The sequence below is a fragment of the Streptococcus pseudopneumoniae genome (assembly GCF_001072315.1).
Lineage (GTDB): Bacteria > Bacillota > Bacilli > Lactobacillales > Streptococcaceae > Streptococcus > Streptococcus pseudopneumoniae_R.
Window position 1 is genome coordinate 1 of record NZ_JVLI01000079.1, and the last position, 21,111, is coordinate 21,111.

Consider the following 21,111-nt stretch of genomic DNA (forward strand, 5'->3'; position numbering starts at 1 on the left):
ACTTGTCGGCATTAAAAATTGGCCACTAGATACAGGTGGGCGCTATATTGTCATTTGTTATAAGGCGACTGAGTTCTCTGGTACTCTTCGCTCTTCAGATGAAGGAGAAGTTTCTTGGGTGCAAAAAGACCAGATTCCAAACTTGGATCTGGCCTATGATATGTTACCCTTGATGGAAATGATGGAAGCTCCTGACAAGTCTGAATTTTTCTATCCTCGCCGTACAGAAGACTATTGGGAGAAGAAAATCGTCTAGTCTTTTACTAAATAACCAAGTTTATCCAAGGCCTCCTCGATATAGTGGAGGTCTTGTTGTGTTTCAGCTTCGACTAGGTGGTAGTGGATGCCATCTGTTAATTCAGACAGAGGTCTAAAGTCAGAATGCTCGACTTGTTCTAGAAAATGCTGAACATCTCTGCGACAAGACAGTTTCAGCAAGGTTTCAATTTCTCCATAAACAGGATGGTCAATCAAGGTGTTTTGAACACGTCCACCATTATCTACGATAGCAAGGAGTTCTTGACCGATTTCTTCAACTTCATGTTTCACCTTGAAAAGTTTATGGACATAAGGATTGGTATCAATTTGCTTATAGACGTAGCCACGATTAGTAGATAGGATAGGAGCGCCATCGGCTCTCAAAATTGCAATGTCCTGCACAATGACCTGACGTGTGACATGAAAATGTTCAGCCAAACTTTGGCCATTGAGGGCTTTAGGGGCTTCTTTCAAGAGTTGGAGCAGGGCTTGTTTTCGATCTTTTGTCATAGCTTTTCCTTTTTAACGGCGTTTTCGAAGCACTTTATAGACAGCTAGTGCTAATGTATAGTCTACCATACTATGGATAATTGTGCCAAATCCAACTAGCACAAAGAGAACATAAAACATATTTTCTACATTGGTACCAGAAGTTGCGTAAAAAAGGACGCAGGCTAATACTTCAGCAAGGGCATGAATGACAGCCAAAACAAAGTTGAAAATCCAAGAAGATTTTGGTTTATCTAGGGTATCGGGGAATTTTTGTAGGTAAAGAGCTCCCAAAGTCCCAAAAAAGATATGGGAAAAAGCTCGAAAAACGATAACCATGGGATAGCCAGCCATCAAAAATCCAAAACTAGAGGCTAGGATGACAAAAACAGCCATCAAGGGCGATAAGAACATGGCAATAAAAATAGCGATGTGGCTTCCCAAAGTGTAAGAAGCAGGTGGAATGACAATCTTAAAAGGCATAACAATTGGAATCAAAATCGCAATAGCCGTTAAGAGGGCTGTCATTGTCATAAATTGTGTCTTTTTCCGTGTATTCATAAGAATCTCCTTTTTAACTGTATATACACTAGTATAGTACAACAAACAAGATAATAAAGCAAGGATTTACTTAGGTCTATAAGTCATTTTTTTAATTAAAGACTCGTAAACATTTCACTAAAAACACAAACTACATCAAACAAAATCTCCACCTTCAGGTTTGAAAGCGGAGATTTTTTTATTTCTTCAAGGTTTGTAGTCGTGGAACAATGGCTAGGGTTAGAACTGCGGAAATGACTAATTCAGCAATTGAGTTTGTTGAGATAACAGTTGCTAGGAGTTTTTGGATATTACCATCAAAAACATTTCCAAAAAGGTAGAAAATTCCACCAAGTACAAAGACTGTGTTGGTAAGTGAACCAAGGGCACCAGCTAGAATCAGACCAGTCTTGTTTTTCATTAGTTTATAGACTAGATAAGGAGTTAAACCAATCAAAATACGTGGGACGATGGCAATGATAGCTGAGTAGATGTTTCCGTTTGGTACAAATGGGGAGAAGAGGTAGCTTGTTGGTAAAATTGTAATCGTGTTAACTGTCAAGCTAAGTAGTCCCATTAAAAATCCAAGTGTAACCCCAACTCGTGGACCGTAAATAATGCTGGCAATAATGACAGGAATATGAACGATGGTCGGTTTGATTGGGAATGGAAAAAGGTTAAAGATAAGTGAGCTTAGAAAATGAATCACGAGCATGGTTGCAAAAAAGATAGCAATAGGTGCAATATTAGAGCGTTTTTTCATCGAGAGTTTCCTTTATTCTTTCTAAAATAATTGTGAGGTCAGCTAAAGCTCCTCGTCCATGGTCTCCACAAGCTAGTAGGGATTTCTTAGGAGCAATCAGCTGATAGCCGTAGGTTTCTAATGTTTTCAGATTATTCTGAGTTGCTGGATGTTCATACATCTTTGTATTCATAGCAGGAGCTATTAGTTTGGGAATATGACTGGGTAAGGCTAGAGCTGTACTGGTCACCATGTTGTCCGCAAAGCCGTGGGCTAATTTTGCAATAGTGTTAGCAGTTGCAGGGGCCACAATAAATAAATCCGCCTTTTTTCCAAGTTCGATATGATTGACTTGATCTGGATAGGGTTCTTTCATGACATCCAAGGGAATAGGATTCTGTGAGAGTACTTGTAGTGTCAAAGGTTGGATAAATTCTGTAGCAGCCTGAGTCATTAAGACAGTGACTTGATGACCTTGTTTTTTTAGAGAACTGACTAAATCTGCCGACTTGTAAGAGGCAATTGATCCTGTTACAGCCAAGAGAATATGTGCCATAGTTTTCCTTTCTATGAATGATAGGCTTGAATTTTTTCAAGGAGGAGTTCTGCAATTTCTTCTTTAGTCTGGACTGTTTGAAGCTGATCTTTCTCAACAAAGATAGCTCGGTGCTGACCTGCTGAGATTTGAGTGAGATCATTTGCGATAATCAAGTCTGCTTGGTTCTTGATAAGACTTTTTCTAGCAATGTCAACCAGATGATCCTCGTTAACATCAACCAGCAGTTTGAAACCAATCAGATGAATAGTAGGATTCCATTTCTTGACTAGAGATATGATTTTGGGTGTTTTTTTCAGGAATAAAACCTGAATCTCATCAGTCGAAGAAATCTTTGCCTGATGATTCTGCTTGCTTAAAAATTCTTCTAGATTGGAACTAGATTGAACTTCCTCAAACCCTGTCATATAGACAGGAGTGTAATCAGATACGGCCATTGAGTGAATCAAGACCTGATAATCCTGAACACGTTCTTGCATTTCCAGTAGAAGGTTCTTGGTATTGTTAATTTCTCGAATGCTTAGGTTGGGATGGGTTTCTGGCTTCAGAGCTCGTTTTGTCGTCATTAAACAAACTTCATGCCCTGCAGCAAGCAAGGTTTCTGTGATGATTTTGCCCAAGTGACCTGTAGAATGGTTAGTGATAGAGCGGACGCTATCGATAGCTTCACTGGTACCGCCCGATGTAACTAAAATTTTCATAGCACTATTGTACACAAAAATAAACGGTAAGTAAAATGAAAGTGATAAATTTTTGGTAAAAACGAAGATTTACTATAGTTTCAAACTATAAAGCCATATAAAATTTAAGAAAGGACTCTAAAAACCTTAAAAACAGGGATATTTACGAACGTTTAGAGAGTTTTGGGATGTTAAAAATCTTGTTTTGTGATATAATGAATTATCATATAAGAGGTTAGAGGAGTTTTGAATGAAAACAGATATTGAAATCGCACAGAGTATTGAGTTGAAACCAATCGTTGATGTTGTAGAGAAACTTGGAATTTCTTACGACGATTTAGAGTTGTATGGAAAGTACAAAGCTAAGCTCAGCTTTGATAAAATTCGTGCAGTTGAGAGCAATCCAGTTGGGAAATTGATTTTGGTTACTGCCATCAATCCAACGCCTGCAGGTGAAGGAAAATCAACTATTACCATTGGTCTGGCGGATGCCTTGAATAAGATTGGCAAGAAAACCATGATTGCTATCCGCGAACCATCTCTTGGTCCAGTAATGGGTATCAAGGGTGGTGCTGCTGGTGGTGGTTACGCCCAAGTGCTGCCAATGGAAGACATCAACCTCCACTTTACTGGAGACATGCATGCTATTACAACTGCCAACAATGCTCTTTCTGCCTTGATTGATAATCACTTGCACCAAGGAAATGAGCTAGGAATTGACCAACGCCGTATTCTCTGGAAACGTGTAGTGGACTTGAACGATCGCGCTCTTCGTCATGTAACCGTTGGACTTGGTGGTCCTCTTAACGGAATTCCACGTGAGGATGGCTTTGACATTACAGTTGCTTCAGAAATCATGGCCATTCTTTGCTTGGCGACTGATATTGAAGATTTGAAACGCCGTTTGGCTAATATCGTTATTGGTTATCGCTATGACCGTACCCCTGTTTCTGTAGGTGATTTGCAGGTTGAGGGTGCTTTAGCATTGATTTTGAAGGATGCTATTAAGCCAAACTTGGTTCAGACAATTTACGGTACACCTGCCTTTGTACACGGTGGTCCATTTGCCAATATCGCTCATGGATGTAACTCTGTTTTGGCAACGACAACAGCCCTTCACTTGGCTGATTACACAGTTACTGAAGCTGGTTTTGGTGCAGACCTTGGTGCTGAGAAATTCCTTGATATTAAGACACCAAACTTGCCAACATCTCCAGATGCAGTTGTTATCGTCGCAACCCTTCGTGCCCTTAAGATGAATGGTGGTGTAGCTAAAGACGCTTTGACAGAAGAAAATGTAGAGGCAGTTCGTGCAGGTTTTGCCAATTTGAAACGCCATGTTGAAAATATCCGTAAGTTCGGTATTCCAGCAGTTGTTGCGATTAACGAATTTGTATCTGATACAGAAGCTGAAATTGCAGCCTTGAAAGAACTTTGTGCCTCAATTGATGTACCAGTTGAGTTGGCAAGTGTCTGGGCTGATGGTGCAGAAGGTGGAGTAGCACTTGCCGAAACAGTTGTCAAAACTATCGCTGAAAACCCATCTAACTATAAACGTTTGTATGACAATGACCTTTCTGTCCAAGAAAAGATTGAAAAGATTGTTACTGAAATCTACCGTGGTAGCAAAGTGAACTTTGAAAAGAAAGCTCAAACACAAATTGCTCAAATCGTTCAAAACGGTTGGGACAAATTGCCAATCTGTATGGCTAAAACTCAGTACAGTTTCTCTGACAATCCAAATTCACTTGGAGCACCTGAAAACTTTGAAATTACCATTCGCGAATTGGTGCCAAAATTAGGTGCAGGCTTCATCGTTGCCTTAACTGGTGATGTTATGACTATGCCAGGACTTCCAAAACGACCAGCAGCCCTCAACATGGATGTTGAAAGTGATGGAACAGTCCTAGGTTTGTTCTAGTATAATGCAATTGACTTTAAATGAGTTTGGAGATTTTAATCCAAGCTCATTTTTTATCTAGATATAAGGAGTTGCCTTCTACATGTAACCAGTCTAGGTAAAGATATTTTCCCTGAATTCTGATATAATAGAAATATTGACTTCAAGAGTAAGGAAGAGAAGATGAACGCATTATTAAATGGAATGAATGACCGTCAGGCTGAGGCGGTGCAAACGACAGAAGGTCCCTTGTTGATCATGGCGGGGGCTGGTTCTGGAAAGACCCGAGTTTTGACCCACCGCATTGCTTATCTGATTGATGAAAAGCTGGTCAATCCTTGGAATATCTTGGCCATTACCTTTACTAATAAGGCTGCGCGTGAGATGAAAGAGCGTGCTTATAGCCTTAATCCAGCCACTCAGGACTGTCTGATTGCGACCTTCCACTCCATGTGTGTGCGTATTTTGCGTCGTGATGCGGATCATATTGGCTACAATCGTAATTTTACTATTGTGGATCCTGGGGAGCAACGAACTCTCATGAAACGCATTCTCAAGCAGTTGAACTTGGATCCTAAAAAATGGAATGAACGAACTATTTTGGGAACCATTTCCAATGCTAAGAATGATTTGATTGATGATGTGGCCTATGCTGCCCAAGCTGGTGATATGTATACGCAAATTGTGGCCCAGTGTTACACTGCTTACCAAAAAGAACTGCGTCAGTCGGAGTCAGTTGACTTTGATGATTTGATTATGCTGACCCTGCGTCTCTTTGATCAAAATCCTGATGTCTTGACCTACTACCAGCAGAAGTTTCAATACATCCACGTTGATGAGTACCAAGATACCAACCACGCTCAGTACCAATTGGTCAAACTCTTGGCTTCACGCTTTAAAAATATCTGTGTGGTTGGGGATGCTGACCAGTCTATCTACGGTTGGCGTGGTGCTGATATGCAGAATATTTTGGATTTTGAGAAAGATTATCCCCAAGCCAAGGTTGTTTTGTTGGAGGAGAATTACCGTTCCACTAAAACAATTCTCCAAGCGGCCAACGAGGTCATTAAAAACAATAAAAACCGCCGTCCTAAGAATCTCTGGACTCAAAACGCTGATGGAGAACAAATCGTTTACTATCGTGCCAATGATGAGCTAGATGAGGCTGTATTTGTAGCTAGAACTATCGATGAACTTGGTCGGAGTCAAAACTTCCTTCACAAGGATTTTGCAGTTCTCTATCGGACTAATGCGCAGTCCCGTACTATTGAGGAAGCCTTGCTCAAGTCAAATATCCCTTATACCATGGTTGGCGGAACCAAGTTCTACAGCCGTAAGGAAATCCGCGATATTATCGCTTACCTTAATCTTATTGCCAATTTGAGTGACAATATCAGTTTTGAGCGTATTATCAACGAGCCTAAACGTGGAATTGGACCAGGTACAGTTGAGAAAATCCGTGACTTTGCGAATATGCAAGACATGTCCATGCTAGATGCTTCAGCCAATATCATGTTATCTGGTATCAAGGGTAAGGCAGCTCAATCTATCTGGGATTTTGCCAATATGATTCTGGATTTGCGGGAGCAACTGGACCATTTAAGCATTACTGAGTTGGTTGAGGCTGTCCTTGAAAAAACAGGATACGTCGATATTCTTAATGCCCAAGCGACCTTAGAAAGCAAGGCTCGGGTAGAAAACATCGAGGAGTTCCTCTCTGTGACGAAAAACTTTGATGACACCTCTGATGTGGCAGAAGAGGAAACTGGTCTGGACAAACTGAGTCGTTTCTTAAATGACTTGGCTTTGATTGCCGACACAGATTCAGGTAGTCAGGAGACATCAGAAGTGACCTTGATGACCCTGCATGCTGCCAAAGGTCTCGAGTTTCCAGTTGTCTTTTTGATTGGGATGGAAGAAAATGTCTTTCCGCTTAGCCGTGCAGCTGAAGATCAAGATGAACTAGAAGAAGAGCGCCGTCTAGCCTATGTAGGAATTACGCGTGCAGAGAAAATTCTCTATCTGACCAATGCCAACTCGCGCCTGCTTTTCGGTCGTACCAACTACAACCGTCCAACTCGTTTTATTAACGAAATCAGCTCAGACTTACTTGAGTATCAAGGTCTGGCTCGTCCAGCAAATACAAGCTTTAAGGCATCTTATAGCAGTGGTGGGGTTGCCTTCGGTCAAGGTATGAGTCTTGCCCAGGCTCTTCAAGACCGTAAACGCAGTGCTGCCCCAAAATCTATCCAGTCAAGCGGTCTCCCATTTGGTCAATTTACAGCTGGAGCAAAATCAGCTTCTAGCGAGGCAAATTGGTCCATTGGTGACATTGCCCTCCACAAGAAGTGGGGAGAGGGAACTGTTTTGGAAGTTTCAGGTAGCGGTGCTACGCAGGAATTGAAAATCAATTTCCCGGAAGTAGGTTTGAAAAAACTTTTAGCCAGTGTGGCCCCAATTGAGAAAAAAATCTAATTTTTCATCCTTCTCACGAATAATAAAGTGAGGAGGATTTTTATGTACAGTATTTCATTCCAAGAAGATTCACTATTACCAAGAGAAAGACTGGCCAAGGAAGGAGTTGAAGCGCTCAGTAATCAAGAGTTGCTAGCTATTTTACTCAGGACAGGAACACGTCAAGCTAGCGTTTTTGAAATTGCCCAGAAAGTCTTGAGCAATCTTTCAAGCCTAACGGATTTGAAAAAAATGACCCTGCAGGAATTGCAGAGTCTGTCTGGTATCGGCCGTGTTAAGGCCATAGAGTTACAAGCTATGATTGAACTGGGCCATCGTATTCATAAACATGAGACCCTTGAGATGGAAAGTATTCTCAGTAGCCAAAAGTTGGCCAAGAAGATGCAGCAGGAATTGGGGGACAAAAAACAAGAGCACCTGGTGGCGCTCTATCTCAATACTCAAAATCAAATCATTCATCAACAGACTATTTTTATTGGCTCTGCCACTCGCAGTATCGCTGAACCGCGAGAGATTCTTCACTATGCTATCAAGCATATGGCGACTTCACTCATCTTGGTTCACAATCATCCTTCGGGAGCAGTAGCTCCTAGCCGAAATGATGATCATGTCACTAAACTTGTCAAAGAAGCCTGCGAACTGATGGGGATTGTCCTCTTGGACCATTTGATTGTCTCACAATCTAGTTACTTTAGTTACCGTGAAAAGACAGATTTAATCTAAAGTTCATTAACAACATAGTCAAAGAGGTTTTTATCTTTGGGACGATTTTCAAAAAGAAACTCTGGATGCCATTGGACACCGAGAAAGGCGACATCATCCGTACTCATAACAGCTTCTATAATACCATCTTTAGGATCATGAGCCGCAATCTTTAAATTTGGTGCTAAATCCTTGATGCTCTGGTGGTGGAAGGAGTTGATATGGGAGATTTCTCCATAGATTTCTCGAAGAACTGTATCAGGTTCTGTCACCAAGCGTTGGGTTGTGTACTCGGCGGAACAATCCTGCCAGTGATCTTCGATATCTTGGTACAAAGTTCCACCCATGGCAACGTTAAAGAGTTGAGTCCCACGACAGACAGAGAAAATCGGCTTTTGCTGTTTGATAGCTTCCTTGATGAGGGCTAGTTCGAATATATCTCTTTGAAGGTGGTAGTCATCGCTATCAATGGTTTTTGGTTCACCATAGAATTTTGGATCAACATTTTGCCCACCTGTCAAGATGAGCTTGTCAATCATACTGATATAGTGGCAGGCCATTTCTTGATCACCAATCGGTAGGATGATGGGAATCCCTCCAGCGTCTTTAACGCCTTCAACAAAGCCTTTTGCTGCGTAGCTCATCATGATGTCATCATCAGGATGAGTTTTTTCGTTTCCTGTAATCCCTATAACTGGTTTTTTCATAAAATGATTTTCGCTTTCTAATCCTCTTTTCGCATGAAGTAGAGGAGGGTTTGGAGTTCACTTGTCAAATCGACATACTGAACGACCACGTCTTTTGGTAAATGCAGATGGACTGGTGAAAAACTGAGAATTCCTTTCACACCAGCATCTACCAAGAGATTAGCAACCTCTTGTGACTTAACACTGGGAACGGTCAGGATAGCAGTTTTGACATCAGCATCCTTGATTTTATCCTTGATTTGAGAAATCCCGTAAATGGGAATCCCATCAGTAGTTTGGGTCCCGACTTCAGGGTGGTCATCTAGGTCAAAGGCCATGATAATCTTCATCTTGTTACGCTCGTGGAAGCGGTAGTGGAGAAGGGCATGGCCCATATTTCCAATACCTACCAGCATAACATTGGTGATGGAGTTATCATTGAGCAAATCGGCAAAAAATGTCATTAGTTTTTTGACATCATATCCAAAACCACGACGACCTAGTTCACCAAAATAGGAAAAATCACGACGTACGGTCGCTGAATCAATACCAATGGCCTCTGCAATTTGCTTAGAGTTAGCACGTTCAATCTTTTCTGCATGAAATCTCTTAAAAATTCGATAGTAGAGAGAGAGTCTTTTCGCTGTAGCCTTTGGAATAGCAGACTGTTTATCTTTCACAAAATCACAACCTTTCTATTCTTCTATTTTATAGAAACATTGTGAAAAAATCAACAAAAACAAGAAAAAACTAAGAAAAATCTTAGTTTTGATGTAAAAAATCTGCATGTGATAGAAAACGGTAGAGGTCTCCGATCAGACCCAGGTAAACTTTCTGGCCCTTAAAAGTCAGAGAAGTCACATAAAGTGTATCTGGTAGGGTCACACAGCCTGACAAAGCCAGCATGAGTTCCTCATAATCTTCGTACTTGAGAGTCCGCTCTACATGATAGCTGTCTTTATAGGTCAGTTCAAACATATGGGACCTATCTTTCAGATTTTGTAAAGACACCACGTTCTACTAAACTATCCATGAGGAAATAGAATTTTTCCTGATGAATGTGGTGATCTTCTGATTTGAAAATATCAACTAGACGAAGGCCAAACTTGTCAGTGATATTGATTTTAGCACCTGTAAGTTCCTTGTTAATGATGATTTTGAGTTGGAAGCCTTCACCACTGTTTGGAACCTTTTCAAGCAGGCGAGTTAGTTCGTAGTTACCAACCTTGGTCTCAAAAAAAGTGTTGTCCTTAAGGGTGAATTTTTTAACAGAAGGGCTAAGAGTGTAGTCGTAACGACAATTTTTTAACTGAATGGTTTTTTCAAATGCCATATGGCTAACCTCCGATAATTTCTTTTAAGGTTTTTGCGAGGGTTTGTAGATCTTCAACGGTATTTTGTGGTGACAAACTGATGCGAACGGATTCCTTCAAGCGTTCTGAATTTGCCCCGTACATGGCTTCAAGAACATGGCTGGATTGGACAATGCCTGCCGTACAGGCTGAGCCAGTAGAGATTGAAATTCCAGCTAAATCTAGCCGAAGGAGTAAGAGGTCATTTTTCTGACCAGGAAATCCAATATTGAGGACATAAGGGAGATGATGTTCTTCTCTATTCAAGTAATACTGAATTCCTTCTAGCTCTGCAAGAAAGGCGGTTCCTAGATTTTGTACATGTTGAAAATGTTCTTCTTGTTTTTCTAGGTCTTCTTTTAGGGCTGCAACCATGCCTACGATGGCAGATAAATTTTCAGTCCCTGCACGTTTTTTCTGTTCTTGGTCTCCGCCATGTAGATAGGAATCAAAGTCCATGCTAGAAGCGTAGAGAAAACCGATTCCCTTAGGACCATGGAACTTGTGGGCAGAAGCAGTGAGAAAATCAATGCCCAATTCTTCTGGCTGTATAGGGATTTTTCCGATTGCCTGAACTGCATCAACATGATAGACAGCAGGGTGTTGTTTGAGTATTTGGCCAATTTCAGCAATGGGCAGTAGGTTTCCTGTCTCATTATTGGCAAACATGGTAGAAACCAAAATTGTATCGTCACGCAAAGCCTTTTGAATTTGTTGAGCTGTGATTTCTTGCTTTTCTGGTTGGATAATGGTTGCTTCAAACCCAAAGTGTTGAACCAAGTAATCAATGGTTTCAAGGACAGCATGGTGTTCAATGGCAGTTGTGATGATATGTTTTCCTTGTTCTTGGTGACGAAAGCAGTACCCAATGATGGCAGTATTGTTGCCTTCTGTCCCACCAGAAGTGAAAAAGATATGTTGAGGTTTTGTCCCCAGTAACTGAGCTAGTTCCTGACGGGCTTCTCGCAAGAGTTTGCCAGCTTGACGACCATGTCCATGAATACTAGAAGGGTTTCCGTAGGTTTCTTGCATCACCTTGGTCATAGCTGAAATAGCAACTGCTGACATAGGAGTTGTCGCAGCATTGTCCAAATAAATCAAAGAATCACCTTATTTCTTTTTGTTGTAAGCAAAGAGTGGGCTGACTGGTTTTCTTTCGTGGATACGGACGATAGCATCACCAATTAACTCACTAGCAGTGATGTAGCATACGTTTTTAGGAGTTTTTTCTTTTGTTGCTACTGAATCAGTCACAAGAATTTCTTTAATCTTAGTATTGTCAAGAAGTTCAGCAGCTCCTTCGACGAAGAGACCGTGGCTAGAAACAGCATAAATTTCTGTAGCCCCTTCACGTTCAACGATTTTAGCAGCTTCAGAGAAAGTACGTCCTGTATTCAGAATATCGTCAATCAAGATGGCTTTTTTACCTTCAACATCACCGATAATATAACCTTCGTTGCGAGTTGCATCGTCTTGAGGGTAGTCGATAATGGCGATAGGAGCATCAAGATATTCAGCCAAGCTACGCGCACGTTTGACACCTGAATTTTTAGGGCTAACGACAACAACATCTGAACCGAGTAGTCCCTTATCGCAGTAATGTTTTGCGAATAGGGGAACAGTGAAAAGATTATCCACTGGAATATCAAAGAACCCTTGAACCTGAACGGCATGCAAATCAAGAGTCAGGATACGATCAACCCCAGCCTTAACTAGCATATTAGCGACTAGTTTAGCTGTAAGTGGCTCACGAGGACAAGCAATGCGGTCTTGACGTGCATAGCCAAAATATGGAAGGACAACGTTGATACTGTGGGCACTTGCGCGAACACAAGCATCTACCATGATTAACAATTCCATTAGGTGGTTGTTAACAGGGAAACTTGTTGATTGGATGATGTAAACATCATAACCACGGACACTTTCTTCGATATTCACTTGGATTTCTCCGTCTGAAAATTGACGTGATGATAGTTTTCCAAGTGGGACACCAACAGCTTGAGCAATTTTCTGTGCAATCTCTTGGTTAGAGTTGAGTGCGAAAAGTTTCATGTTTTTTCTATCTGACATTATAGACCGTCCTCTGTAAACTTTTTAAATCCTAGCCATATCTGCCTAGCCTATATGAACTGGGATTTTTGTATTTTATCTTTTCTATTTTACCAAAAAATGGAGATTATTTCAGCTATTTTTCATGCTTTTGACAAATCGGACCAATTTTGAGGGAGCTTTTTGATAAGCAATCTGATTTTCCTCTAAAAATTGTTGGAAATCCTGTTTGCCTTGCTCATGATTTTCCACTTCGAGCTCTAATTCGTAATCTGTCATATCAAAATACTGACTTTCATCCAGCGCCATGAGACCAATAGCTGTTTGCATTTCATAGCGAAGTGTCGTTAGACAACCGAGCACTTGCCAGTTCTTGCTCTGGATACCATGTTTAGCTAATTCATCGAGCACCAGTCCCTGAGGAAGTTCTTCCTTAGCCAGATAGTTTTCAGCATCTTTTAGTTGTAATTTTTGATTGTACTCCATGTTTCCGACACTTTGAGGGACTTTGAGTGTCAATTCTGCCCAGTCTTCAAAAGTGCGAATGCGCATAGCAACTTTCTTTTCTCGCAGTTCAAAATTAGGCGTGTCGATGTAGTAATTTTTTTGAAGAACAGGAGTGACACCTGTGAACTGGTCTTTTAGACGATTGTATTCATCTTTTTTCAAGAGTGTTTTCAATTCAATTTCTAAATGTTTCAATTTTCTTACCTTTTCTTTATCGTTGAAAGCGGATTTATGATATAATAGCTTTGTATTTATTGTATATAAATCTGGAGAAAAAATCAAAGATATTTTTGAAGGATAATATGAGAACAAGGGAGAATATATGACCTTAGAATGGGAAGAATTTCTAGATCCTTACATTCAAGCTGTTGGTGAGTTAAAGATTAAACTTCGTGGTATTCGTAAGCAATATCGTAAGCAAAATAAGCATTCTCCGATTGAGTTTGTGACTGGTAGAGTCAAGCCGATTGAGAGCATCAAAGAAAAAATGGCTCGTCGTGGCATTACTTATGCGACCTTGGAACACGATTTGCAGGATATTGCTGGTTTGCGTGTGATGGTCCAGTTTGTAGATGACGTTAAGGAAGTAGTGGAAATTTTACACAAGCGTCAGGACATGCGGATCATACAGGAACGAGATTACATTACTCATCGAAAAGCCTCAGGCTACCGTTCTTATCATGTGGTAGTAGAATATATGGTTGACACCATCAATGGAGCTAAGACTATTTTGGCAGAAATTCAAATTCGTACTTTGGCCATGAATTTTTGGGCAACGATAGAACATTCTCTCAACTACAAGTACCAAGGGGATTTCCCAGAGGAGATTAAGAAGCGACTGGAAATTACATCCAAGATTGCCCATCAGTTAGATGAAGAAATGGGTAAAATTCGTGATGATATCCAAGAAGCCCAGGCCCTTTTTGATCCTTTGAGTAGAAAATTAAATGATGGTGTAGGAAACAGTGACGATACAGATGAAGAATACAGGTAAACGAATTGACCTGATAGCCAATAGAAAACCGCAGAGTCAAAGGGTTTTATATGAATTGCGAGATCGTTTGAAGAGAAATCAGTTTATACTTAATGATACCAATCCGGATATTGTCATATCCATAGGTGGGGATGGCATGCTCTTGTCGGCCTTTCATAAGTACGAAGACCAACTTGATAAGGTACGCTTTATCGGTGTTCATACGGGACATTTGGGCTTCTATACGGACTACCGTGATTTTGAGTTGGACAAGCTAGTGACCAATTTGCAGCTAGATACCGGAGCAAGGGTTTCTTACCCTGTTCTAAATGTGAAGGTTTTTCTTGGAAATGGAGAGGTCAAGATTTTTCGTGCCCTCAACGAAGCCAGCATTCGCAGATCCGATCGAACCATGGTGGCAGATATTGTCATCAATGGTGTTCCCTTTGAACGTTTTCGCGGAGATGGCTTAACAGTTTCGACACCGACTGGTAGTACAGCCTATAACAAATCACTTGGTGGAGCTGTTTTACACCCTACCATTGAAGCTTTGCAATTAACGGAAATTGCCAGCCTTAATAATCGTGTCTATCGAACGCTGGGCTCTTCCATTATTGTGCCTAAGAAGGATAAGATTGAACTCATTCCAACAAGAAATGATTACCACACCATTTCGGTTGACAATAGTGTCTATTCTTTTCGTAGTATCGAGCGAATCGAGTATCAAATTGATCATCATAAGATTCACTTTGTCGCGACTCCTAGCCATACCAGTTTCTGGAACCGCGTTAAGGATGCCTTTATCGGCGAGGTGGACGAATGAGGTTTGAATTTATCGCAGATGAGCATGTCAAGGTTAAGACCTTCTTAAAAAAGCACGAGGTTTCTAAAGGACTGCTGGCCAAGATTAAGTTTCGAGGCGGAGCTATTTTGGTCAATGACCAACCTCAAAATGCAACTTATCTATTGGATATTGGAGACCGAGTTATCATTGATATTCCTGCTGAGGAAGGCTTTGAAACTCTCGAAGCTATCGAGCGCCCACTGGATATTCTCTATGAGGATGACCATTTTCTAGTCTTAAATAAACCCTATGGAGTGGCTTCTATTCCTAGTGTTAATCACTCCAATACCATCGCTAATTTTATTAAGGGTTACTACGTCAAGCAAGACTATGAAAATCAGCAGATTCACATTGTAACTAGACTTGATAGAGATACTTCTGGCTTGATGCTCTTTGCCAAGCACGGCTATGCCCACGCACGATTAGACAAGCAGTTGCAGAAGAAGTCCATTGAGAAACGCTACTTTGCTTTGGTTAAAGGTGATGGACACTTGGAAACAGAGGGGGAAATTATTGCTCCGATTGCGCGTGATGAAGACTCTATTATCACCAGAAGGGTAGCTAAAGGTGGGAAGTACGCCCATACTTCCTACAAGATTGTCGCTTCCTATGGAAATATTCACTTGGTAGACATTCGCCTGCATACTGGTCGAACCCACCAAATACGAGTCCACTTTTCTCATATTGGTTTTCCTTTGTTGGGCGATGATTTGTACGGAGGTAGTCTGGACGACGGCATTCAACGTCAGGCCCTGCATTGCCATTACCTATCCTTTTATCATCCATTTTTAGAGCAAGGCTTGCAGTTAGAAAGTCCCTTGCCGGATGATTTCAGTAACCTTATTACTCAGTTATCAACTAATACTCTATAAAAACTGTTTCAGAGTATAATTATTATCTTAAAGGAGAAAACTCATGGAAGTTTTTGAAAGTCTCAAAGCCAACCTGGTTGGTAAAAATGCTCGTATCGTTCTCCCTGAAGGGGAAGAGCCTCGTATTCTTCAAGCAACTAAACGCTTGGTAAAAGAAACAGAAGTGATTCCTGTTTTGCTTGGAAATCCTGAAAAAATTAAAATTTATCTTGAAATTGAAGGGATCATGGATGGTTATGAAGTTATTGACCCTCAACATTATCCTCAATTTGAAGAAATGGTTGGTGCTCTAGTGGAGCGTCGCAAGGGCAAAATGTCTGAAGAAGATGCACGCAAGGTTTTGGTTGAAGATGTCAATTACTTTGGTGTTATGTTGGTTTACTTGGGCTTGGTTGATGGAATGGTATCTGGAGCTATTCACTCAACAGCTTCAACAGTTCGTCCAGCCCTACAAATCATTAAAACTCGCCCAAATGTAACGCGTACTTCAGGTGCCTTCCTCATGGTTCGTGGTACGGAACGTTACCTCTTTGGGGACTGTGCCATCAATATTAATCCAGACGCAGAAGCCTTGGCTGAAATTGCCATCAACTCAGCAATCACAGCTAAGATGTTTGGCATCGAGCCTAAAATTGCTATGCTAAGCTATTCTACTAAAGGATCAGGATTTGGAGAAAGCGTTGATAAGGTTGTTGAAGCCACTAAAATTGCTCACGACTTGCGTCCTGACCTTGAAATCGATGGTGAGTTGCAATTTGATGCAGCCTTTGTTCCAGAAACTGCAGCTCTGAAAGCTCCTGGAAGTACGGTAGCTGGTCAAGCAAATGTTTTCATCTTCCCAGGTATCGAAGCAGGAAATATCGGATACAAGATGGCTGAACGTCTTGGTGGTTTTGCAGCTGTAGGACCTGTTTTGCAAGGTTTGAACAAACCAGTTAACGACCTTTCTCGTGGATGTAATGCGGATGATGTGTACAAGTTGACCCTTATCACAGCGGCCCAAGCTGTTCATCAATAAAGAGAAGTGCTACTAAATAATTCGTATTTATAATCAAAAAACGCACAGTATCAGGAGCTGAAAAAACTTGATACTATGCGTTTTATTGTGTGAAGATTTACTTCATTTTCTCTTAAAATTGAGTTTTTTCCCAGCCTATTTTTAGTCTTTATAAGCTACGATACCAATGATGGTATCAACTGCACGTTCCATAGTCTGAAGGCTAACGTATTCAAAACGTCCGTGCATATTCTCGCCACCAGCAAAGATATTAGGGGTTGGGATTCCCATAAAGGAAATCTTAGAGCCGTCTGTCCCTCCACGGATTGGTTCGATAATAGGAGTGATACCCAGATCTTCCATAACGGCTTTAGCAATGGTAATTGGAGTCATATCTTTTTCAATGACTTCTTTCATATTGTAGTACTGATCTGTCAAGTTTAGGGTAACACGGTCGCTACCAAATTCTTGATTCATCTTATCAGCGATAGACTGCATAGCTGCTTTACGCGATTCAAAGGCATCTTTTTCAAAATCGCGAATGATGTAGCTAGCACTTGCCTCCTCAACACTACCTGTTACATCCATAAGATGATAGAAACCTTGGTAGCCATCAGTTAACTCAGGTCGGTCATTCTCTGGGAGTTGATTATGGAAATCAATTGCTAGCTGAAGAGCATTAACCATCTGACCTTTGGCAGTACCAGGGTGGACATTACGACCTTGGAAATGCAATTCAGCACCAGCTGCTGAGAAAGTCTCGTACTGAAGTTCCCCTAGCGGTCCTCCATCAACAGTGTAGGCAAAATCCACATCAAAATCTTCTGCATCAAATTTATTAGCACCAACACCGATTTCTTCATCTGGACCAAAACCAACACGAATCTCACAGTGTTTGATTTCAGGATGAGCAGTTAGATAATCAATAGCTGTCATAATTTCAGCAATGCCTGACTTGTCATCAGCTCCTAGCAAGGTTGTTCCATCTGTTGTGATGAGTGTTTGGCCTGGATATTTCTCAAGACTCTTAAAGTCAGCTGGATCGAGTTTGAAACCAGAATTTCCAAGTTCAATCACACCACCATCGTAGTTTTCAATTACCTGAGGATTAACTCCTTCGGCATTAAAATCAGCAGTATCCATGTGGGAGATGAAGCCAATTTTACGTGTTAAAGATGGATCATTGGCTGGCAAGGTACCAATTGCAAAACCATTTGGAAGGTAGTAGACGTTTTGAAGTCCAACACGTTTCATTTCAGGAATTAGGACATTTGTTGCGAAGTCAACCTGACTCTGTGTACTTGGAGTAGTAGTAGAGTGTTCATCAGAGCGCGTGTTGACCTTAACGTAGGTTAGGAAGCGATCCAAGAGATTGGGATAAGTCATAAAAAACTCCTTTTGAATTCATTTTTTCCATTGTATCATAGAAAAGAGAGAAAAACAAAAGACAGAAGTTAGGGAAATTCGCTATGTTGGCGTTTACTTATTAATGGATAAATGATAAAATAAACTTGATAAAAATATCACAAGGAAGCGATTATGAAAAAAGCAATTTTAATGATGACTTTCGGTTCACCAGAAGAGATTACCTTTGAAGGTGTAGCTGATTTTTTCACAAATATTCGTCGTGGAGTGAGACCTCAAGACCATGAGATTCAAACTCTCTATGATAATTATGTACTTATTGGAGGCACGCCTCTGCAAAAAATTACCCGTGAAGAGGTTGCCTTGGTAGAAGCTAGGCTAGGAAATGAATATAGTGTCTATTTTGCCAATAAGTTTTCCAGTCCCTTTATCCCAGATGTGATTGGTCAGATGGAATCAGACGGCATTGAACAGTGTATTTGCTTGATTTTGGAGCCTCATTATTCTTTTTACTCTGTCATGGGTTATGAGAAATTTTTAGAAAGCAAGCAAATTCAATTTTTGGTCATTAAGGACTGGTATCAGGAAGAAGCGCTCTTAAACTATTGGGCAGATGAAATTGCTAAGATTTTAAAAGATGAAGTGAAGCAAGATAGCTTTAAAGTCATCTTTTCTGCCCATAGTGTACCTATTTTTGCCTTGGATTTTGGTGATCCTTATATTGACCAAATTTTTGAAAATAGCAAGTTAGTCGCTGAAAAACTAGGTTTGAGTTCCGAACAATATACCAACACTTGGCAGAGTGAAAGTGATATCGGTATTCCATGGATTAAACCAGATGTTTTGGAGTATCTCAGAGAACAGACAGAACATCCAGACCATTATATTTTTGTTCCTATCAGCTTCATTAGCGAGCATATTGAAGTCTTGTTTGACAATGATGTGGAATGTTATGACTTATGTCAGGAATTTGGGGTAAACTACCATCGTCCACCAATGCCAAATACAGATTCTCGTTTGATTGATGCCTTGGTTAATACAGTCAGAGCTAATGAGGACAAAGAGTTTAAGGAATTTCTCCCAGAAGAAGAAACCTTTGATGAGTTAGTTCCTTCAGATGAGACTAAAAACATTTTGGCCGAATCTCAAGATTTACAAATGCCAGAATTTGTGAAAAAATTGATTGAGAAAAAAGGTCGGGAGAATGTTAAGATGCCTTATCTTATCAAGAAGATGCTAGAAAAAGCAGGCAAGTTGCCGAAAGAGTAAAGAAAAAGGATTTAGCTTTGCGCTAGATCCTTTTAATCGCTTATTTTTTCTCAAGAAGGGCTTTGATTTCTTGAAGTACTTCCAACTCGGTTGGTTTTTTTTCGTCAGTTTTTTCTTCCTTTATGCCAGTCAGTTTCTGTGCTTTTTCAATACCCTTGATAATAAAGAAGAGGGCGGTACCGACAAAGATAAAATTGATAATAGCACTTAAAAAGTTACCATAGCCGACTCCATGCCAAGAAAGTTGAGCGATACGTTCGACTTTAGCAGCTTTCAAAGCGGGATTTAAAATAAGAGGAGTGATAATGTCGTTTACAAGTGAAGTAACGATAGCACCAAAAGCAGAGGCAATGATCACGCCGACAGCAAGGTCAACAACATTACCACGAAGCAAAAATGCTTTAAGATCTTTTAACATTTTCATAATATCCTTTCAAAAATTTTTACTATTTATTATATATTAATTAAGAAAAGCTTGCAAGATATATGCTCAGAAGTTTTATTTATTAAAAACATAGACCTTGCTTAAAATGTAATTAAGAATAATTATCAATAATTGTGCAAGAACTGTTTCAATTGCATTTACCTTATCAAGATTTTCATTTACGAATTGACCTATGATGTGAGGAAACTGAGTCACAAACAGAAAAGTAAAGAGCAAATCTAACAGAAAAGTAGAAAGGCGGGCAAGAAAAAATTTCACTAAACGGATAAGCCGATTCTTCCTTGCTTGCTTAAACACGATTGTATCATTTGTGATAAAGGCAAAGAGGATACCGATACTATTTGCTAGGGCAGTAGCAAGGAGTTCCTGATGACTTAGTTGATAAATGACTAGTCGTGAGAGAATCGAAACTAGGGTTGTTGCAAGGCCAAAAAAGAGATAGGCTAAGATTTCATTGTTAAAAAATTTTTGAATACGAATTTTCATGGTTTAAGTATAGCATAAAGCAGGCTATTGTGCTATACTAGTAAGGTTGAATAAAGCAACCCTTGGTGCTTAGCTTCTTTCACCAAGCATATTACACGCGGATAACCGCTAAAGGAGAAAAGATGAAAAAATTAACTATTCGTGATGTTGCAGATATTGCAATCGTCGCTGCTATCTATGTCGTTTTGACTGTCACACCGCCTCTAAATGCCATTAGCTATGGTGCTTATCAGTTCCGTATTTCAGAAATGATGAACTTTATGGCTTTTTACAATCCTAAGTACATCATCGGAGTTACCATCGGTTGTATGATTGCTAATTTCTTTAGCTTCGGACTCCTAGATGTCTTTGTTGGTGGTGGATCAACCTTGGTATTCCTCAGTTTAGGTGTTTGGCTTTTTGCAAAATACAGCAAGGATTACCTCTTTAACGGATTGATTCGAAAAGATCATTTCTTTTTTTCAATCCTCTTTTCAATTTCCATGTTTACTATCGCTGCAGAGTTAAATATTGTAGCAGAATTACCATTTTTCCTTACTTGGTTCACAACAGGGATCGGTGAATTTGCCTCATTGATTATTGGAGCGATTATTATCGGTAAAATTGGTCGTCGAATCGATTTAAGCAAATAGAACAGGACAAGCTAGGTAGCCTTTACCTGGCTTTTTCTTATGGAAAATTTCTAAGGAAACTTGACAAGCTTTTCTGATTATAGTATACTTCTTAAGTAAGCTGATTTAGCTCAGTTGGCAGAGCGCATCCATGGTAAGGATGAGGTCGCCGGTTCAATCCCGGCAATTAGCATGATATAGACAAAATGACCTTGGGAGATCAAGGTTTTTCTTATCGACCTGTATAAATGAAGTTAAAGCGTTTCGTTTGTTGACAAAAGTCATTCTCTTTAGTAGAATAGAAGATGCGATG

25 protein-coding genes, 1 tRNA gene and 1 riboswitch are annotated in these 21,111 nt (G+C 40.3%); of the genes, 11 read left to right on the plus strand and 15 right to left on the minus strand.

Features of this window, described 5'->3' with window-relative positions; translation table 11 throughout:
* The coding region (locus ADH54_RS03600; RefSeq protein WP_049524075.1) for a hypothetical protein at positions 1–256 on the plus strand (256 nt) is incomplete at its 5' end.
* Here ADH54_RS03600 and ADH54_RS03605 read toward each other — a convergent pair.
* From ADH54_RS03605 to coaB, 5 genes are all read right to left on the minus strand, one after another.
* Positions 253–768 carry a transcription repressor NadR gene (locus ADH54_RS03605; RefSeq protein ID WP_049524076.1) on the minus strand — a complete coding sequence of 172 codons (516 nt, stop codon included), beginning with the start codon at positions 766–768 and terminating at the stop codon, positions 253–255. The genes ADH54_RS03600 and ADH54_RS03605 overlap by 4 nt on opposite strands.
* 12 nt (positions 769–780) lie before the next feature.
* Entirely contained in the window at positions 781–1,308 is a 528-nt protein-coding gene (locus ADH54_RS03610; protein WP_049524077.1) for an ECF transporter S component, read from the minus strand.
* A gap of 178 nt (positions 1,309–1,486) precedes the next feature.
* A complete protein-coding gene (locus ADH54_RS03615; protein WP_000747412.1) occupies positions 1,487–2,050 on the minus strand; it encodes an ECF transporter S component in 564 nt (187 codons plus the stop codon).
* Positions 2,034–2,585, minus strand: coding sequence for a phosphopantothenoylcysteine decarboxylase (gene coaC / locus ADH54_RS03620; protein ID WP_000940138.1), 552 nt, complete (start codon positions 2,583–2,585; stop codon positions 2,034–2,036). Before coaC ends, ADH54_RS03615 begins: the two co-directional genes overlap by 17 nt.
* A gap of 11 nt (positions 2,586–2,596) precedes the next feature.
* Entirely contained in the window at positions 2,597–3,286 is a 690-nt protein-coding gene (coaB, locus tag ADH54_RS03625) for a phosphopantothenate--cysteine ligase (protein WP_000699486.1), read from the minus strand.
* Between the two features lie 229 nt (positions 3,287–3,515).
* Between coaB and ADH54_RS03630 the strand changes: the two genes are divergently transcribed.
* The 3 genes from ADH54_RS03630 to radC all read left to right on the plus strand — a co-directional run bounded on the left by ADH54_RS03630 (position 3,516) and on the right by radC (position 8,363).
* Positions 3,516–5,186, plus strand: coding sequence for a formate--tetrahydrofolate ligase (locus tag ADH54_RS03630; RefSeq protein ID WP_049524078.1), 1,671 nt, complete (start codon positions 3,516–3,518; stop codon positions 5,184–5,186).
* A 162-nt stretch (positions 5,187–5,348) separates the two neighbouring features.
* Entirely contained in the window at positions 5,349–7,640 is a 2,292-nt protein-coding gene (gene pcrA / locus ADH54_RS03635; protein ID WP_049524079.1) for a DNA helicase PcrA, read from the plus strand.
* Positions 7,641–7,682: 42 nt separating this feature from the next.
* The gene (gene radC / locus ADH54_RS03640; protein ID WP_049524080.1) at positions 7,683–8,363 is read left to right on the plus strand and encodes a RadC family protein; all 681 of its coding nucleotides are present in this window, start codon (positions 7,683–7,685) and stop codon (positions 8,361–8,363) included.
* On the opposite strand, the gene ADH54_RS03645 is transcribed toward radC, so the two are convergent.
* From ADH54_RS03645 to ADH54_RS03675, 7 genes are all read right to left on the minus strand, one after another.
* Complete coding sequence (locus tag ADH54_RS03645; RefSeq protein WP_049524081.1) at positions 8,360–9,049, minus strand: gamma-glutamyl-gamma-aminobutyrate hydrolase family protein; 690 nt, start codon at positions 9,047–9,049, stop codon at positions 8,360–8,362. The two genes, radC and ADH54_RS03645, sit on opposite strands and share 4 nt — an antisense overlap.
* A gap of 17 nt (positions 9,050–9,066) precedes the next feature.
* Positions 9,067–9,708, minus strand: a complete 642-nt coding sequence (locus ADH54_RS03650) for a redox-sensing transcriptional repressor Rex (protein ID WP_049524082.1) — start codon at positions 9,706–9,708, stop codon at positions 9,067–9,069.
* An 82-nt stretch (positions 9,709–9,790) separates the two neighbouring features.
* Positions 9,791–10,006 (minus strand): DUF4649 family protein, encoded by a 216-nt coding sequence (locus ADH54_RS03655; RefSeq protein ID WP_049524083.1) that lies wholly within the window; start codon positions 10,004–10,006, stop codon positions 9,791–9,793.
* Positions 10,007–10,013: 7 nt separating this feature from the next.
* On the minus strand, positions 10,014–10,361 hold the full coding sequence (locus ADH54_RS03660; protein WP_000863540.1) for a DUF1831 domain-containing protein: 348 nt from the start codon (positions 10,359–10,361) through the stop codon (positions 10,014–10,016).
* A gap of 4 nt (positions 10,362–10,365) precedes the next feature.
* On the minus strand, positions 10,366–11,481 hold the full coding sequence (locus ADH54_RS03665) for a cysteine desulfurase family protein (protein WP_049524084.1): 1,116 nt from the start codon (positions 11,479–11,481) through the stop codon (positions 10,366–10,368).
* Positions 11,482–11,490: 9 nt separating this feature from the next.
* Complete coding sequence (locus ADH54_RS03670) at positions 11,491–12,450, minus strand: ribose-phosphate diphosphokinase (RefSeq protein WP_049524085.1); 960 nt, start codon at positions 12,448–12,450, stop codon at positions 11,491–11,493.
* Positions 12,451–12,561: 111 nt separating this feature from the next.
* Positions 12,562–13,131: a CYTH domain-containing protein gene (locus tag ADH54_RS03675; protein ID WP_049524086.1), complete on the minus strand. Its 570-nt coding sequence runs from the start codon at positions 13,129–13,131 to the stop codon at positions 12,562–12,564.
* Positions 13,132–13,258: 127 nt separating this feature from the next.
* On the opposite strand from ADH54_RS03675, the gene ADH54_RS03680 reads away from it, so the two are divergent.
* The 4 genes from ADH54_RS03680 to pta are packed head-to-tail and all read left to right on the plus strand — an operon-like array spanning position 13,259 to position 16,643.
* On the plus strand, positions 13,259–13,930 hold the full coding sequence (locus ADH54_RS03680; protein WP_049524087.1) for a GTP pyrophosphokinase: 672 nt from the start codon (positions 13,259–13,261) through the stop codon (positions 13,928–13,930).
* On the plus strand, positions 13,914–14,732 hold the full coding sequence (locus tag ADH54_RS03685) for an NAD kinase (RefSeq protein WP_049524088.1): 819 nt from the start codon (positions 13,914–13,916) through the stop codon (positions 14,730–14,732). Before ADH54_RS03680 ends, ADH54_RS03685 begins: the two co-directional genes overlap by 17 nt.
* The gene (locus ADH54_RS03690; RefSeq protein ID WP_049524089.1) at positions 14,729–15,625 is read left to right on the plus strand and encodes an RluA family pseudouridine synthase; all 897 of its coding nucleotides are present in this window, start codon (positions 14,729–14,731) and stop codon (positions 15,623–15,625) included. The genes ADH54_RS03685 and ADH54_RS03690 overlap by 4 nt, the downstream gene beginning before the upstream one ends.
* A gap of 43 nt (positions 15,626–15,668) precedes the next feature.
* Entirely contained in the window at positions 15,669–16,643 is a 975-nt protein-coding gene (gene pta / locus ADH54_RS03695; protein ID WP_049524090.1) for a phosphate acetyltransferase, read from the plus strand.
* A gap of 141 nt (positions 16,644–16,784) precedes the next feature.
* Here the strand turns inward: pta and pepT are convergent, their stop codons facing one another.
* Positions 16,785–18,008, minus strand: a complete 1,224-nt coding sequence (gene pepT, locus ADH54_RS03700; protein ID WP_049524091.1) for a peptidase T — start codon at positions 18,006–18,008, stop codon at positions 16,785–16,787.
* A gap of 153 nt (positions 18,009–18,161) precedes the next feature.
* Between pepT and hemH the strand changes: the two genes are divergently transcribed.
* Positions 18,162–19,256 (plus strand): ferrochelatase, encoded by a 1,095-nt coding sequence (gene hemH, locus ADH54_RS03705; RefSeq protein WP_049524092.1) that lies wholly within the window; start codon positions 18,162–18,164, stop codon positions 19,254–19,256.
* A gap of 40 nt (positions 19,257–19,296) precedes the next feature.
* Here hemH and mscL read toward each other — a convergent pair whose 3' ends face one another.
* Both mscL and ADH54_RS03715 read right to left on the minus strand, forming a co-directional pair.
* Positions 19,297–19,674, minus strand: a complete 378-nt coding sequence (gene mscL / locus ADH54_RS03710) for a large conductance mechanosensitive channel protein MscL (RefSeq protein ID WP_000910204.1) — start codon at positions 19,672–19,674, stop codon at positions 19,297–19,299.
* Positions 19,675–19,755: 81 nt separating this feature from the next.
* Positions 19,756–20,187: a GtrA family protein gene (locus ADH54_RS03715; protein ID WP_000702210.1), complete on the minus strand. Its 432-nt coding sequence runs from the start codon at positions 20,185–20,187 to the stop codon at positions 19,756–19,758.
* 28 nt (positions 20,188–20,215) lie between these two features.
* Positions 20,216–20,312, plus strand: a riboswitch (PreQ1 riboswitch).
* Between ADH54_RS03715 and ADH54_RS03720 the strand changes: the two genes are divergently transcribed.
* Both ADH54_RS03720 and ADH54_RS03725 read left to right on the plus strand, forming a co-directional pair.
* Positions 20,310–20,819: a QueT transporter family protein gene (locus ADH54_RS03720; RefSeq protein WP_000737071.1), complete on the plus strand. Its 510-nt coding sequence runs from the start codon at positions 20,310–20,312 to the stop codon at positions 20,817–20,819. Its footprint overlaps the riboswitch before it by 3 nt.
* Positions 20,820–20,918: 99 nt before the next feature.
* Positions 20,919–20,991 (plus strand) — tRNA-Thr (locus ADH54_RS03725).
* Positions 20,992–21,111 lie beyond the last annotated feature (120 nt).